Origin of the sequence: Streptomyces sp. NPDC050738 (genome assembly GCF_040654175.1) — a bacterium.
In the GTDB taxonomy this organism is placed as follows: Bacteria; Actinomycetota; Actinomycetes; order Streptomycetales; family Streptomycetaceae; genus Streptomyces.
The window spans coordinates 124441-139833 of the sequence record NZ_JBFAHN010000019.1 but is presented as its reverse complement, the minus strand read 5'-3'; the positions used below and the strand labels follow the sequence as shown (position 1 = coordinate 139833).

12 protein-coding genes and 1 pseudogene are annotated in these 15393 nt (G+C 70.9%); 5 read left to right on the top strand and 8 right to left on the bottom strand.

Annotation, left to right across the window (positions count from 1 at the left end; all coding sequences use genetic code 11):
- The first annotated feature begins 13 nt into the window (after window positions 1-13).
- Window positions 14-2005 carry a CocE/NonD family hydrolase gene (locus AB0H78_RS34070; RefSeq protein ID WP_363238637.1) on the top strand — a complete coding sequence of 664 codons (1992 nt, stop codon included), beginning with the start codon at window positions 14-16 and terminating at the stop codon, window positions 2003-2005.
- A 10-nt stretch (window positions 2006-2015) separates the two neighbouring features.
- Here the strand turns inward: AB0H78_RS34070 and AB0H78_RS34065 are convergent, their stop codons facing one another.
- Window positions 2016-3014, bottom strand: coding sequence for an ABC transporter permease (locus tag AB0H78_RS34065; protein ID WP_363238636.1), 999 nt, complete (start codon window positions 3012-3014; stop codon window positions 2016-2018).
- A gap of 103 nt (window positions 3015-3117) precedes the next feature.
- Between AB0H78_RS34065 and AB0H78_RS34060 the strand changes: the two genes are divergently transcribed.
- Both AB0H78_RS34060 and AB0H78_RS34055 read left to right on the top strand, forming a co-directional pair.
- Window positions 3118-3738, top strand: coding sequence for a TetR/AcrR family transcriptional regulator (locus tag AB0H78_RS34060; RefSeq protein ID WP_363238635.1), 621 nt, complete (start codon window positions 3118-3120; stop codon window positions 3736-3738).
- An 8-nt stretch (window positions 3739-3746) separates the two neighbouring features.
- The gene (locus AB0H78_RS34055) at window positions 3747-4301 is read left to right on the top strand and encodes a DinB family protein (protein ID WP_363238634.1); all 555 of its coding nucleotides are present in this window, start codon (window positions 3747-3749) and stop codon (window positions 4299-4301) included.
- Here the strand turns inward: AB0H78_RS34055 and AB0H78_RS34050 are convergent.
- The 4 genes and pseudogenes from AB0H78_RS34050 to AB0H78_RS34035 all read right to left on the bottom strand — a co-directional run.
- Window positions 4298-4420: pseudogene (locus AB0H78_RS34050) on the bottom strand (prevent-host-death protein); the annotation flags it as partial. The gene AB0H78_RS34055 and the pseudogene AB0H78_RS34050 sit on opposite strands and share 4 nt — an antisense overlap.
- Window positions 4421-4473: 53 nt before the next feature.
- Window positions 4474-5358 (bottom strand): aminoglycoside phosphotransferase family protein, encoded by an 885-nt coding sequence (locus AB0H78_RS34045; RefSeq protein ID WP_363238633.1) that lies wholly within the window; start codon window positions 5356-5358, stop codon window positions 4474-4476.
- 112 nt (window positions 5359-5470) lie between these two features.
- Window positions 5471-6661 carry an FAD-dependent oxidoreductase gene (locus AB0H78_RS34040; RefSeq protein WP_363238632.1) on the bottom strand — a complete coding sequence of 397 codons (1191 nt, stop codon included), beginning with the start codon at window positions 6659-6661 and terminating at the stop codon, window positions 5471-5473.
- Window positions 6662-6721: 60 nt separating this feature from the next.
- Entirely contained in the window at window positions 6722-7978 is a 1257-nt protein-coding gene (locus tag AB0H78_RS34035; RefSeq protein ID WP_363238631.1) for an ATP-grasp domain-containing protein, read from the bottom strand.
- A gap of 179 nt (window positions 7979-8157) precedes the next feature.
- Between AB0H78_RS34035 and fahA the strand changes: the two genes are divergently transcribed.
- Both fahA and AB0H78_RS34025 read left to right on the top strand, forming a co-directional pair.
- Window positions 8158-9387, top strand: coding sequence for a fumarylacetoacetase (gene fahA, locus AB0H78_RS34030; RefSeq protein WP_363238630.1), 1230 nt, complete (start codon window positions 8158-8160; stop codon window positions 9385-9387).
- The gene (locus tag AB0H78_RS34025) at window positions 9384-10067 is read left to right on the top strand and encodes a GPP34 family phosphoprotein (RefSeq protein ID WP_363238629.1); all 684 of its coding nucleotides are present in this window, start codon (window positions 9384-9386) and stop codon (window positions 10065-10067) included. The genes fahA and AB0H78_RS34025 overlap by 4 nt, the downstream gene beginning before the upstream one ends.
- A 15-nt stretch (window positions 10068-10082) precedes the next feature.
- Here AB0H78_RS34025 and recQ read toward each other — a convergent pair whose 3' ends face one another.
- The 3 genes from recQ to AB0H78_RS34010 all read right to left on the bottom strand — a co-directional run bounded on the left by recQ (window position 10083) and on the right by AB0H78_RS34010 (window position 15389).
- A complete protein-coding gene (gene recQ, locus AB0H78_RS34020) occupies window positions 10083-12014 on the bottom strand; it encodes a DNA helicase RecQ (RefSeq protein WP_363238628.1) in 1932 nt (643 codons plus the stop codon).
- 157 nt (window positions 12015-12171) lie between these two features.
- Window positions 12172-13821 (bottom strand): NADH-quinone oxidoreductase subunit NuoN, encoded by a 1650-nt coding sequence (gene nuoN, locus AB0H78_RS34015; RefSeq protein WP_363238627.1) that lies wholly within the window; start codon window positions 13819-13821, stop codon window positions 12172-12174.
- Window positions 13818-15389, bottom strand: coding sequence for an NADH-quinone oxidoreductase subunit M (locus tag AB0H78_RS34010; protein ID WP_363238626.1), 1572 nt, complete (start codon window positions 15387-15389; stop codon window positions 13818-13820). The genes nuoN and AB0H78_RS34010 overlap by 4 nt, the downstream gene beginning before the upstream one ends.
- Window positions 15390-15393 lie beyond the last annotated feature (4 nt).

The following is a 15393-nucleotide window of genomic DNA, read 5'->3' as shown; positions in this document are numbered from 1 at the left end:
CAGGTGGTAACTGATGCAGATACGCACGGAGTTCCCGCACGAGATCCGGCGCGACGACGTCTGGATCCCGCTTCCCGACGGCACGCATCTGTACGCGAGAATCTGGCGGCCGGTGGCGGACGAGCCCGTACCGGCGCTGCTCGAATACCTCCCGTACCGGCTCAGCGACTGGACCGCCCCGCGCGACGCACAGCGCCACCCCTGGTACGCGGGCAACGGCTACGCCTCGGTGCGCGTCGACGTACGCGGGCACGGGAACTCGCTCGGGATGCCGGGCGACGAATACGACGCCCAGGAGCTCGCCGACGGCGTCGCCGTGGTCGAGTGGCTCGCCGAGCAGCCCTGGTGCACCGGGAAAGTGGGCATGTTCGGGATCTCCTGGGGCGGCTTCAACTCGCTGCAGATCGCCGCTCTTGCGCCCGAGCCGCTGAAGGCGATCGTCACCGTCTGCTCGGCGGACGACCGCTACGACAACGACGTGCACTACATGGGCGGCTCCGTCCTCGCCGTCGACATGCACGCCTGGGCCGCGACCATGCTCGCCTTCGTCTCGCGACCGCCGGACCCGGCCCAAGTGGGCGACGCCTGGCGGGAGATGTGGCTGAAGCGCCTGGAGAGGGTCGATCCGTTCATCCATACCTGGCTGGCGCACCAGACGCGCGACGCGTACTGGCAGCACGGCAGCGTCTGCGAGGACTACTCGACGATCAAGGCGTCGGTGCTCGCGGTGGGCGGCTGGCACGACCCGTACCGCGACACCGTGCTGCGGCTGGTGGAGCACCTCGATCCCTCGCGCGTACGAGGCCTGATCGGCCCGTGGTCGCACCAGTACCCGGACCGCGGTCTGCCGCCGGGGCCCGCCATCGGCTTCCTTCAGGAGACGCTGCGCTGGTGGGACCACTGGCTGAAGGACGAGGAGACGGGGGTGATGGCGGAGCCGCTGCTGCGCTCCTGGATCAGCAAGTCGCACCCCCCGGCGACGACGTATCCCGTGCTGCCCGGCCGCTGGGTGGGCGACACCGAGTGGCCTTCCGCGCACGTCACGCCCGAGACGTACGGCTTCCAGGGCGATCCGGTGCGCGTCCACTCCCCGCAGAACACCGGTCTGGACGCCGGGCGCTTCTTCCCCTTCGGCAACGACTCCGACCTGCCGCCCGACCAGCGCGACGAGGACGCCAAGTCGGTGTGCTTCGAGTTCCCTGTGCGCTACGCACCGATCGAGATCCTGGGCCGCCCGAGGGTGACGCTGAACGTGCGGTGCGATGTGCCCAGCGGGCAGATCGTGGCCCGCCTGTGCGACGTGGCGACGGACGGCTCCTCCACCCTGGTCACGCGCGGCGCCCTGAACCTCTCGGCCCGCCACGGCCGCGACAGGAACATCCCGTGGACGCCGGGCGCCACCGAGGACGTCACCTTCGAACTCAACGGCATCGGGCACACCTTCCCTCCCGGCCACCGGATCCGGCTGGCGGTCTCCTCCGCGTACTGGCCCTGGATCTGGCCCCAGCCCGACGCGGAGGGCTTCACGCTCGACCCGGCGGCGAGCTCGCTGCAGCTCCCGGTCCGCACCCCGACGACGGACGACACCATCGCCTTCGAGGAGCCGGAGCAGTCGGAGCCGCTCGGGGTCGTCTTCCCGGAGAATCCCGGCCAGCGGCCCGAGCGCCTGATCATCCGGGATGTGGCGGCGGGCAATTGGCGTCTGGAGGTGGATCCGCGCTACGGCGGCACCCGGATCTACCCGGACGGGCTGGAGTTCACCGAGGACGCCCTGGAGACGTACGAGATCAACGAGGCGGACCCGCTGTCGGCGCGTACGAAGTCCGAGTGGACGATCGGGCTGCGGCGGCCCGACCTGTCCTGGGACGTACGCGTGGAGACCCGCTCCGAAATCACCTGCGACGAGAACGACTTCATCACCTCCAACGAGGTCACGTGCAAGGAGGGCGGCGAGGTGGTCTTCCACCGCACATGGGAGAAGCGGATCCCGCGCACGGCGGGCTGAGCGGCACCGCTCAGGCGACCGGCTCCAACACCGGTGCGGGAGACGGGACTTCGCGGCCCGGGACCGGGCGGCCCCGCCGTCCGCCGGCGAGGACCGCGGCAAGCCCGAGCGCGCCCCACGCGCCGAGCGTCAGGGCGGGGACCAGGGCCGCGCTTCCGTCGAAGTACGCGACGGAGCGCAGCAGCGTCGCCGCCGCGCCCGGAGGCAGCAACTGGCCGATCACACCTGCGGGTTGGGGCAGCAGCTCGGGTGCACTGCCGGCGCCGGAGAAGGCATTGCCGACGATCATGGTCAGCAGCGCGCCGATCCCGATGCCCCCGGGGCCCATCAGCGCGGCCAGGCCCGCCACGATCGCGGCGATCGAGAGCACCGCCAGACCCAGCACACCCGCCTCGGCCGGCCGGGAGCCCGCGAACACGCCGAGCCAGCTGTCGGTGACGGCGGTGGCGGCGATCCCGACCAGCGCCGAGGCGGCCACGAGGGCGGCCGCGGCGCGGATGCCGCGCAGGCCGAAGAGGGTGACGATCGCGCCGGCCACCATGCCGGCCATCGCGAGCGGCAGGATGCTGGAGGTGAGTGCGGTTCCGCGCGGGTCCGCCGCCGGCGGGCTCACCACGTCGGTGACCGGTATCGCGGCGCCGGCGGGCGCCATGCCGGCGGCGGCCTTCTGGAGGAACTGGGCGACCACGGGGCTCGCGGCCGACGCGGTCAGCAGGCGCGGACCCTGCGCGGTGACGACCAGGGCGCCGTAGATGTCCCGGTCCTCGATGGCGGCGCGGGCCGCGGCTTCGTCGGCGTAGTGCGTCACCTCGAAGGCGCTCCCCTGCGCGGCCAGTTGGTGCTGCGGCTGGGCCGTGCCGGCCGGGGTGCCCGCGAGTCCGATGGGCAGGTCGCGGGGGGCCGTGCGGGCGGCGGGCCAGGCGAAGAGGCAGAGCACGACGGCGGCGATCACCGGGATCAGGACGACTGCCGCGAGCGCCTTGCGGCGGGAGGGCGGTGTGGCGGGCATGCGGCCTCGATTCAAAGAGAAGGATCGTTCGTTTTGAGCAGGAGCAGCCTGCCCGGCGGCCGGGGCGCTTGTCAAGAACGAACGTTCGCTTTAGCTTGGGGCCATGGCCCGCGTATCCCAGGAACACCTCGACGCCCGCCGCAGCCAGATCCTCGACGGCGCGGCCCGCTGCTTTGCCCGTAACGGCTTCCACGCCACGTCCATGCAGGACGTTCTCCAGGAGGCCGGGCTCTCGGCGGGGGCCGTGTACCGCTACTTCCGCGGCAAGGACGAGATCATCGAGGCCGTCGTCACCACTGTCATCCACTCCTTCCGCGACAACTTCGCGGCGGCCGCGGTATGGGAATCGACTCCCCCGCCGCTCGACGAACTGCTCGGCAGGCTGATGCGCGGGGTGCTCGGCCTGAACGCCGAGGCGACCGACGAGAGCAACAGTTTCCCGCCACTGATCGTCCAGGTGTGGGCCGAAACGCTGCGCAACAAGGAGCTCAACGCCCTGATGCGCGAAGGCTTCTCCGGGATGCGGGCGAGCTGGGTGAAGATCTTCGAGGCATACCAGGCGGAGGGCCTGATGCGGGACGACATCCCCGCCGAATCAGTGGCCCGGACGATGCTCGCGCTGACCCAGGGATTCGGTGTGCAGGTCGCCCTGTTCGGCGAGGCGCCCGTCGAGGAGATCGAGGCGGGGGTGCGGGCGCTGACGTCGATGGGGGCGCGGCGATGATGACGTACATGACGAACCCCAGCAGACGCGCCGAGTTCTTCGTCGGCGAAGAGGAGTACCGCCGCCTCTACCCCCGGGCCACGGGTGACGAGCGGCGCCTGCTCACCGACTTCCTCGCGGCCCAGCGCGCGACGCTGGAAGCGAAGTGCGCCGGTCTCGGGAAGGAGCTCGCCGACCGTTCCGTGGCCCCCTCGACGCTCTCGCTGCTGGGCCTCGTACGGCACATGGCCGCCGTGGAGCACCGGTGGTTCCGGCAGGTGCTGGCCGGGCAGGACGTGGAGCGGATCTTCTTCACGGAGGACAACCCCGACGAGGACTTCGACGGCGCGGTGCCCGATCCGGCCGTCATCGCCGGGGCCTGGGAGGCGTGGCGCACCGAAGTGGCCTTCGCCGAGCGCTTCGTGGCCGAGGCACCCGATCTGGACATCGAAGGCGAGAACGATGCGTGGCTGGGTGTGGTGTCGCTGCGCTGGGTGCTCATCCACATGATCGAGGAGTACGCCCGCCACAACGGCCACGCCGATCTCCTGCGGGAGCGGATCGACGGGGCCACGGGGCTTTAGCGGGACTCCTCACACAGGTCTGCCGGCAACTCGGCCATCGTTACGGTGGGGCCACCCTCGGCCAGCACTGCTTCCGCTTCGCGGGCCAGCAGCACATCGGCTGCTTCTTCCCGCGCCTCCACGTTCTCGTCCATCCAGCCCGTGTGCGCGAAGACGCCTGTACGAGCTCACTTCAGCGCGGCAGCACTTGGGCCAGGACGTGGCGGGCGTTGTCCGCCATCGCGGGGTTCGTGTCGCGGTAGTACGGGAGCATGACCAGCGACATCGACAGGGCCCAGCCCCGGCCGCGCAGCCAGGTCGCGTCGTCGGGGGCGAGGGCCTCGCGGAACGCGGTGCGGGCCTCGGGCGGGAGCAGGTTCCAGGCGGGGAGCAGGTCCGCCGCCGGGTCGCCGACGCCCAGGGTGCCGAAGTCGATGACGCCGGTCAGGCGGCCATCGGCGGTCAGGAGATTGCCGGGCATCAGATCGGAGTGCAGCCAGACGGGCGGGCCCGACCACGCGGGGGCGCCGAGGGACTCCTCCCAGGCGGAGGTGGCCGCCGCGGCGTCGATCATGTCGAGGCGGTCGAGCTCGGCGATCGCGTCGCGGGTCTCGGCGTCGACCTCGGAGAGGAGCCCGCCACGGTACGCGGGCGGGCCTTCCGCGGGGTCGATCTGCTGCAGGGCGCCGATGAACTCGGCCAGCCCCTTGGCCAGTTGACCGGGGTCGACGAGGTGGGCGGGGTCCGGGTTCGCGCCGTCGAGCCAGGTGCAGACCGTCCAGGGCCAGGGGTAGCCCTCGGCGGGCCGGCCCTTGCCGAGCACGGCCGGGATCCCGGTCGGCAACCGCGGGGCCAGGTACGGCAGCCACCGGTGCTCGATGCCGGGGTCGGCGCCCGCGATGCGGGGCAGCCGTACGGCCATGTCGTCCCCGAGCCGGTAGACCGCGTTGACCGTCCCGGAGGACGCGAAGCGGGTCACGGGCAGGTGCGCCCACTGCGGGAACTGGGCGGCGAGCAGGCGCCGTACGAGCGCGGTGTCGATGTCCGCCTCTTCGGCGTGCATACGGGGTGCGGACAAGGGGGCCTCTCTCGGCGGGCGTGGCATGTGGGGGCGGGCCGAGATATATGGGAGCGGGCCGGGGCGGGTCCGGGCAACTCCATTTACCCGGACCGATGAGGCGGAAGAGTGCCTACCGCCCCAGCTTCGCCACCGATGCCGCGATGCGCGGCGATGCGTACTCGGTGCCCACCACGAAGCGCATCACCGGGCCGAAGGACGCGGCCGCCGGCAGACCCGTGAAGTACAGGCCGGGGACGGAGGATCCATAGCCCGCGTCGAGGACCGGGGCGCCCCGCGATGTGGAGAGGCCGGCGCGCAGCCCGTGGCCCAGGAAGTCCAGGGCCGTGGCGTCCATGCGGTAGCCGGTGGCGGCCATGACGTGGTCGGCGGCGAGGCGCGCGGAGGGGCCGCCGCCGCTCAGGGTCAGCACCGGGCGGCCGTCCTCGACCTGCGAGCGGACGAGTCGGCGGCCGTCGGTGACCTGGACGTTTCCGGTGAAGCGGTCGCGCAGCCACCAGGCGCCGAGCGGGCCGAGCACGCGGCGGACCAGGTAGTGGCGGGCCGGGGCGGGCAGATGGCGGAAGTGCGTGGCGTGGTACGAGAAGGCGTACAGCGACCAGGCGTTGCCGAAAGGGGTGACGGGCGTCAGCCGCGGCTGGCGGTCCGGGGCGTCGCCGAAGGCCACCGCGCCGTGCCTGCGGGCCACGATCCGCACCCTGGCGCCTGCCTCCGCCATCAGCACCGCGTTCTCCAGGGCCGACTGGCCGGCGCCGATGACGACGACGTCCCGGTCGGCGAACCGGGTGAGGTCACGGTGCTGGGAGGCGTGCGAGACCAGGCCGGTGTCCGCGAGGGCGTCGAGCTCGCGCGGCATCCGGGCCACGCCGGTCAGCCCCGTCGCGACGACGACCGCCCGCGCGTCGAACGTCTCGCCGGAGTCGAGCTTCAGGGAGAAGCCCGACCCGGTGCCGGGTGCCCGGTCGATCGAGACGACCTTGACCGCTTCCAGGTCGGGAAAGAGCCGGTCGGCGAACCACTGTCCGTACGCCGCGAAGTCCTCGACCGGGATGAGGTCCCAGTCGGACTCGTAGCGCGTGATGCCGGTGTCGGCGCAGAAGTCGACCAGGCGGTGACCCGGCTGGGGCGCGTCGATGCTGGAGGCGACCGGGGTGGACTTGAGGATCATCCCGGCGGGCATCCCCTCGCGCCAGCTCACCATGGTCGACCCGAAGACGCGGACGGGGATGCCCCGGGCCCGCAGATGGGCGGCGGTCGACAGACCATAGGGCCCCGCCCCGATGACAGCTACCGGACGATTCACGTGCAGTCCCCTCCCCAGGGTGCCGGTCTATACCGACGCTCAACTGACGGCCCATGCTGCTTACTTGACGATCGCTCCGCGCCGCGTGGTGGAACGCCACAACTGGTAGAGGTGCTTGAAGCCCGGCCCGACGAGCCGCGCCGCCATGGTGATCAGCGGCCGGACGTCGTCGGCCGCGAACCAGGCCAGTTCCGTCCCGCTCGCCCGTTTCGGCGCGTGCGGGGTCGTGTAGCCGCTGCGGCGGTAGGCCGCCAGTGCGGGCAGGTCGATGTGCTCGACCACATAGCGGTGGCCGGCCCGCTGTTCGCCCTCGGGCACCGTGCGGCCGGTGAGGTGCAGATGCTGTGCCCGTACGACATCCACCCCCGCCTCGTTCTCGAAGAGGCGGAACTGCGCCCCCATCCTGGGATTGAAGTCCAGCAGTTTGTACTGCCCGTCGCGCCGGTCGAAGCGGAGGTCCAGGTCGACCATCCCGCTGAAACCGATCTGCTTGATGAACTGCGCGGCCAGGGCGGAAAGTTCCGGATTGTCGACCACGTAGGCAAGCGCCGTCATTCCGGCGTGCGGCGGCCAGGACCGCACCTTCACCCCGGTGAACAGGGCGAGGGGCTCGGCGTCCTCGCCGAAGTAGGCGTGCACGATCCAGTCCTCGGCCTCCTCGCGCGGCAGATACTCCTGGAGGATCACCCCGGGGTGGTCCCCCCAGCGCCTGGCGAGGGTCAGCAGATGCCCGGCGTCCGGGATCCGGGTGGTGCCGATGACGGCGGGCCTGCTCCTGCGTACGAACGCCTCACGGTTCTTGGCGACGACCGGGAAGCGGGCGTGCGCCGCGAACTCCTCTATGTCGGCGTACGAATCCGGGAACGCGGCCGCCGGGGAGGCCACCCCGTGTTCGACGCAGAGCTCGTGCAGACCCTGCTTGCTGGCGAGGCGGCGCGGGAGCGCGGGCTCCACGCGCGGAAAGAGGAAGGGGCCGGCCAGCGCATCCTGATGCTCGGCGATCAGGACCGCCGCTTCCTCGTCGGTCGGTATCAGGACCGTCGGCCTGCCGATGCGGCGGCCGATCCGCAGCAACCCCTCGACGAGCCGCCCAGGATCCTCCTTGCCGGTGGTCGGCCAGACGAACGCCCGTTCCAGATACCGGGATTGGGCTGCCGGGGTCCACCGGTCCTCGGTCACCGCGAACATCGGCACACCGAGACGCCCGAGGCTGCGTATGGCCCCGACTCCCCCGTGGTGCAGCGGGTAGTTACCTATCTTCACGATCAGGCCGGGTACGTCCCGGTCCGGCGTGAACAGAGCGTTACGGCTCGCCACGTGTCCCCCCTATGGCCCCAGGCCCCACCCTGGCCGTTCTCCGAGGGGGACGCTACGGGGGGAATCGCCTATTCCGGCACGGAATTTCAGGACATTACGAACTCTTTAGCCCCTGACGCCGCAACCATTGCCCACGTAACGTGTCCGACAACGAGATCCGGAAAGCGAGGCAGTACCCCATGCCCGAGCAGAGCCCGCTCGACCTGCCCGAAGGCGATCCCTTCGGCCCGCACAACCTCCCGTACGGAGTCTTTTCGACCGCCGACTCCCCCGACCGCCACCGGGTCGGCGTGCGTATAGGCGACCACGTACTGGACGCGGGAGCGGCCGCCCTGGCGCTGGGCTCGCCGTATGCCAGGCTTCTCGACCGGCCCTCGCTCGACCCGCTGCTCGCCGCGGGCCGCACCGCCTGGCGCGACGTGCGGCGCGCGCTCACCGCGTGGGTGACCGTGCCGGCCCACCGGCAGGACATCGAGCCGCTGCTGCACCCGCTGTCCGCGGTCACGCTGCACCTTCCGTACGCGGTCGCCGACTATGTCGACTTCTACGCGAGCGAGCATCACGCCACCAACGTCGGCAAGATCTTCCGGCCGGACGGGCAGGCGCTCACGCCCAACTGGAAGCATCTGCCGATCGGTTACCACGGCCGCTCAGGCACCGTGGTCGCCTCGGGCGCCGAGGTGGTGCGCCCGTCGGGCCAGCGCAAGGCCCCGTCCGATGCGGCCCCGGTCTTCGGCCCTTCGGTCAAGCTGGACATCGAGGCGGAGGTCGGCTTCGTCGTCGGCGTACCGTCGCAGCAGGGGCGGCCGGTGGAACTGTCCGCCTTCCGCGACCACGTCTTCGGCGTGCAGCTGCTCAACGACTGGTCGGCGCGCGACCTCCAGGCCTGGGAGTACGTCCCCCTCGGCCCCTTCCTCGGCAAGTCCTTCGCCACGTCGGTCTCGGCCTGGGTGACGCCCCTGGAGGCCCTCGACGCGGCGCGAGTGGCGCCCCCCGCAAGGGACTTCGCGCTCCTGCCCTATCTGGACGACGCGGCCGAGGACGAGCACGGCGGCCTCGACCTGCACCTGACGGTCGCGCTCAACGGCGAGAAGATCTCCTCTCCCCCGTTCTCAACGATGTACTGGACCGCGGCACAGATGCTCGCCCACATGACGGTCAACGGCGCCTCGCTGCGCACCGGCGACCTCTACGGTTCCGGGACGGTCAGCGGCCCCGCCCAGGAGCAGCGCGGTTCGCTCCTGGAGCTCACCTGGAACGGCACCGAGCCGCTTGAACTCCCGGCGGGCAAGCGGACGTTCCTGGAGGACGGCGACGTGGTCACCATGACGGCCTGGGCCCCGGGCCCGGACGGCACCAGGGTCGGCCTCGGCGAGGTCACCGGCACGATCGCGCCCGCCGCGTCATGAACCCCGCCCCGGGCCTCACCCTCCCCGAGGAGCTGCTGCTCCTCGCCCTGGATCCGGTCCGGGGCAAGCCTGAATGCCGCAGCCGGTTCCTGGAGTACGGGATGGCCGGCGCGGCCCTCGCGGAGCTCGAACTCCAGGGCCGGATAGCGGAGGACCGCAGGCGGGTGGCGGTGGTCATGCCGCTCCCGCCCGACGACTGGCGCCTCGGGACGGTCCTTTCCACCCTGCCGCCGCCCGGCAAGAGCCGCTTCTCCGGCAGCACGAGCGCGCGGCGCTGGGTGCGCCAGGAGGCCCGTGCCGTCGAAGGGCTCTATCTGGACGACCTGGTGGAGCGCGGCGTACTGCGCAGGGAACGGCGCCGCGCCCTGGGGATCTTCCCCTACGTCCGTCATCCCGCGGGCGCCGACAACTGGTCGGCACTCGTCAGGACGCGCTTCGCGCAGGCCGAGGCGGCGGGCTTTCCCGACCGCCGCAGCAGCCTGCTGGCCGGCTTCGCCCTGGCCATCGACCTGACCGGCGCCTTCCCCGGCAGCGGCTGGCGCGCCCGCGGAGCACTGCGCTCGCGCCTCCGCGACGAGTGGGCGCCGGAGGCGGTGCTGCGCAACGTACGCCAGGACAAGTCCAGCGAGAGCAGCAGCGCCAGCGACAGCGGCAGAAGCAGCCGGGACAGCGACGGCTGACCTGCCTTCCGCGGCTCAGCCCTCGTAATCCTCCGGCGGCTCGAACTCCCCGAATTCCTCCGGAGGTTCGAAGTCACCCGGCGCGTCACCGCTGCTGTCCTGCGGCGGCGCGCCCGTGAACTCCCCGACCACCCCGAGCACCCCTTCCCCGTACGTCGCCAGCTTCTTCTCCCCGAGGCCGCCGATCGTGCCGAGCGCCTGCAGCGACTCAGGCCGCAGCGTGGCGATCTCCCGCAGCGTCGCATCGTGGAAGATCACATACGCGGGCACGCCCAGCTCCTTGGCCTGTGCCCCGCGCCAGGCCCGCAACGCCTCGAAGACCTTGACCGCCTCGGCGGGCAGATCGGCGACGGCCGCCTTCGCCTTGCGCTCGGACCGGTCGCCCCGCACCCGCGCGGGCCGCTCGGCCTCCTTGCGGAGCCGCACTTCGCGCCCGCCGCCCAGCACCTGCGCACTGGTGTCGGTGAGCACCAGCGTGCCGTACTCCCCCTCGACCGCGAGGAACCCCATGGCCAGCAACTGCCGCACCACGCCCCGCCACTGGGTCTCGCTCAGCTCCGCGCCGATGCCGAAGACCGACAGCTGGTCATGGTCGAACTGGATGACCTTCGCCGTCTTCTTCCCCAGCAGAATGTCGATGATCTGGCCCGCACCGAACTTCTGCCGCCGCTCACGCTCCAGGCGCACGACGGTGGAGAGCACCTTCTGGGCCGGGACGGTCCCGTCCAGGGTCTCGGGCGGGGTGAGGCAGGTGTCGCAGTTGCCGCACGTCGTCGCGACGTCCTCCTGGCCGAAGTAACCGAGGAGTTGGGCCCGCCGGCAGTCGGCCGTCTCGCAGAGCGCCAGCATCGACTCCAGGTGGGCTGCGGCCCGCCGCCGGTGGTTCTCGTCGCCGTCCCCGCTCTGGATCATCTTCCGCTGCTGGACGACGTCCTGGAGGCCGTACGCCATCCACGCCGTGGAGGGCAGTCCGTCACGCCCCGCGCGTCCGGTCTCCTGGTAGTACCCCTCGACCGACTTCGGCAGGTCCAGGTGGGCGACGAAACGCACATCGGGCTTGTCGATGCCCATCCCGAAGGCGATGGTCGCGACGACGACCAGACCGTCCTCCCGCAGGAAGCGCGACTGGTGGGCGGCGCGCGTGCCGGCGTCGAGACCCGCGTGGTACGGCACCGCCTCGATGCCGTTGTCGCTCAGATACTCGGCGGTCCGCTCCACCGAGGCCCGGGACAGGCAGTACACGATGCCCGCGTCCCCCGGGTGCTCCTCCTTCAGGAAGGTGAGGAGCTGCTTCTTGGGTTCGGCCTTGGACACGATCCGGTACTGGATGTTCGGCCGGTCGAAGCCCGCCTCGAAGTGCCTGGCCCGCGGCATCCCGAGCCGCGCGGTGATCTCCTGGTGCGTGGCCCGCGTCGCGGTGGCCGTGAGCGCGATCCTCGGTACGTCGGGCCACCGCTCGCCCAGCGTCGACAGCGCGAGATAGTCCGGCCGGAAGTCGTGGCCCCACTGGGCGACGCAGTGCGCCTCGTCGATCGCGAAGAGCGAGATCTTGGCCCGGGACAGCAGGTCCAGCGTCGTCTCGACGCGCAGCCGCTCCGGAGCGAGATAGAGCAGGTCCAGCTCTCCCGCGAGGAGCTCCGCCTCGACGGTCCGCCGCTGGTCGAAGTCGAGCGTGGAGTTGAGGAATCCGGCACGCACCCCGAGCGCCCTGAGCGCGTCCACCTGGTCCTGCATCAGCGCGATCAGCGGCGAGACGACAACGCCCGTACCGGGCCTGACCAGCGCCGGGATCTGATAGCACAGGGATTTTCCGCCACCGGTCGGCATCAGGACGACGGCGTCACCGCCCCCGATCACCTGCTCGATGATCTCTTCCTGCTCGCCCCGGAACGCGTCGTATCCGAAGACCCGGTGCAGGGTCTGCAAAGCCTCGCTCTGCGTGTCCATCGCCGCGCCCATCGCTCTGTCCCCCGTTGTGCTCGCCGTACTCGCCTTGCCCGTCACTCCAGCCACGATAGGGCCCCGCACTGACAAAGCCGCCCGCCTTCCACAGAAGCGGAAGCCGGGCGGCCATCACGGAGCGTTACGCACCAGGTCAGCGCGGTCAGCGCACGAAGACACTCGCCTGGTTCGCCAGATCCAGGAAGTACTGCGGCGCGACACCGAGCACCAGCGTCACCGCCACGCCCACACCGATCGTGGCCATCGTCAGCGGGGACGGGACGGCGACCGTGGGGCCGTCCGCCTTCGGCTCGCTGAAGAACATCAGCACGATGACCCGGATGTAGAAGAACGCGGCGACCGCGGAGGAGAGCACACCGACCACGACCAGCGGTCCTGCTCCGCCTTCCGCCGCCGCCTTGAAGACCGCGAACTTCCCCGCGAAACCTGAGGTCAGCGGGATGCCGGCGAAGGCGAGCAGGAAGACCGCGAAGACCGCGGCGACCAGCGGTGAACGCCGGCCGAGCCCCGCCCACTTCGACAGGTGCGTCGCCTCGCCCCCCGCGTCGCGCACCAGCGTGACGACGGCGAAGGCGCCGATCGTCACGAAGGAGTAGCCGCCGAGGTAGAAGAGGACGGAGGAGACGCCGTCGGGCGTGGTCGCGATCACACCGGCGAGGATGAATCCGGCGTGCGCGATCGAGGAGTACGCGAGGAGCCGCTTGATGTCGGTCTGGGTGATCGCGACGATCGCCCCGGCCAGCATCGTGACGATCGCCACTCCCCACATCACCGGCCGCCAGTCCCAGCGCAGGCCCGGCAGGACGACGTACAGGAGACGCAGCAGCGCGCCGAAGGCGGCCACCTTCGTCGCCGCGGCCATGAAGCCGGTGACCGGGGTCGGGGCGCCCTGGTAGACGTCCGGGGTCCACATGTGGAACGGGACCGCGCCGACCTTGAAGAGCAGGCCGACCAGGATCATCGCGGCGCCGATGAGCAGCAGCGCGTCGTTGCCCATGGTGTCGGCGAGCGCCGGGTCGATCGTCGCGATGCTGCCGTCGACGACCGACGCGATCTTGGCGTACGAGACGGAGCCCGCGTAGCCGTAGAGCAGGGCGATCCCGAAGAGCAGGAAGGCCGAGGAGAAGGCGCCGAGGAGGAAGTACTTCACCGCCGCCTCCTGCGACATCAGCCGCTTGCGGCGGGCGACGGCGCACAGGAGGTAGAGCGGGAGCGAGAAGACTTCCAGCGCGATGAAGAGCGTCAGGAGGTCGTTGGCCGCCGGGAAGACCAGCATGCCGCCGACCGCGAAGAGCGCGAGCGGGAAGACCTCGGTGGTGGTGAACCCGGCCTTGACCGCTGCCTGTTCGCCCTCACTGCCGGGGACGGCGGCGGCCTCGGCCGCGAAGGAGTCGACGCGGTTCCCGTGCGTCTCGGGGTCCAGGCGCCGCTCGGCGAAGGTGAAGATCGCGACCAGCGAGGCCAGCAGGATGGTGCCCTGCAGGAACAGCGCGGGCCCGTCGACCGCGACGGCGCCCATCGCCGCGATGTGCGCCTTCGTCGATCCGTACCCGCCGGCCGCGAGGGCGACGATCGCCGCGAAGGAGGCGACGAGCGCCACCACCGAGAGGAAGACCTGCGCGTAGTAGCGCCCCTTGCGCGGTACGAATGCCTCGACCAGGACGCCCAGGCACGCCGCCCCGAGCACGATCAGCACAGGAGAGAGCTGCGCGTACTCGATATGGGGCGTGGGGATCTTGGCGGTGGAATCCGCTCCCATTGTCCACAGGCTGTGGACGGATGCTGCGCTCACTTGACGGCCTCCACCTGGGGCTTCGGGTCGTGCTTCTGTACGTCGGACATCGTGTGCTGCACCGCCGGGTTGACGATGGTCGTGAGCGGCTTGGGATAGACGCCGAGGAAGACGAGGAGCGCGATCAGCGGCACCACGACGACCAGCTCACGGACCTTGAGGTCCGGCATGCCCTGCACCGACTCCCTGACCGGGCCCGTCATCGTCCGCTGGTAGAGGACCAGGACGTACAGCGCGGCCAGGACGATGCCCACCGTCGCGATGATCCCGACCACCGGGTACGCGGCGAACGCGCCGACCAGGACCAGGAATTCACTCACGAACGGGGCGAGTCCGGGCAGGGACAGCGTCGCGAGACCGCCGATCAGGAAGGTCCCGGCGAGCACCGGGGCCACCTTCTGCACCCCGCCGTAGTCGGCGATGAGCCGCGAACCGCGCCGCGAGATCAGGAATCCGGCCACCAGCATCAGCGCGGCGGTCGAGATGCCGTGGTTGACCATGTAGAGCGTCGCGCCCGACACGCCTTGGCTGGTCATCGCGAAGATGCCCAGGATGATGAAGCCGAAGTGCGAGATCGAGGCGTAGGCGATCAGACGCTTGATGTCGCGCTGGCCCACCGCGAGCAGTGCGCCGTAGACGATGCTGATCAGCGCGAGCACCAGGATCGCCGGGGTGGCCCACTTGCTGGCCTCCGGGAAGAGCTGGAGGCAGAAGCGCAGCATCGCGAACGTGCCGACCTTGTCGACAACTGCCGTGATCAGTACGGCGACCGGGGCGGTCGCCTCACCCATCGCGTTCGGCAGCCAGGTGTGCAGCGGCCAGAGCGGCGCCTTCACCGCGAAGGCGAAGAAGAAGCCGAGGAACAGCAGCCGTTCGGTGTTGGTCGCCATGTCGAGCGACCCACTGGCGCGGGCGGCAGCGATCTCGTCGAGCTGGAAGGTGCCCGTGACCACGTAGAGCCCGATCACCGCGGCCAGCATGACGAGCCCGCCGACCAGGTTGTAGAGCAGGAACTTCACGGCCGCGTACGAGCGTTGGGTCGACGCCGCCTCGTCGGTGCCCGCGTGGGCCCGGTCCCCGAAGCCGCCGATGAGGAAGTACATCGGGATGAGCATGGCTTCGAAGAGGATGTAGAAGAGGAAGACGTCGGTGGCCTCGAAGGAGAGGATCACCATCGCCTCTACGGCCAGGATCAGGGCGAAGAAGCCCTGCGTCGGCCGCCACCGTGAGCTGTGGGTCTCCAGCGGGTCGGCGTCGTGCCAGCCGGCCAGGATCACGAACGGGATGAGCAGCGCGGTCAGCGCGACCATCGCGACCCCGATCCCGTCCACGCCCAGTTCGTACCGGACGCCGAAGTCCGCGATCCAGGCATGTGTCTCGGTCAGCTGATAGCGGCCGCCGCCCGGCTCGAACCGTACGAGCTGTGCGGCGCCCAGCACCAGCGTCCCGAGCGAGACGAGCAGCGCCAGCCACTTGGCGGCGGTGCGCCGGGCGGCCGGGACCGCGGCGGTGGCGATGGCGCCCACCGCCGGCAGTGCGGCCGTTGCGGTCAGAAGGGGAAAAGACATCGTG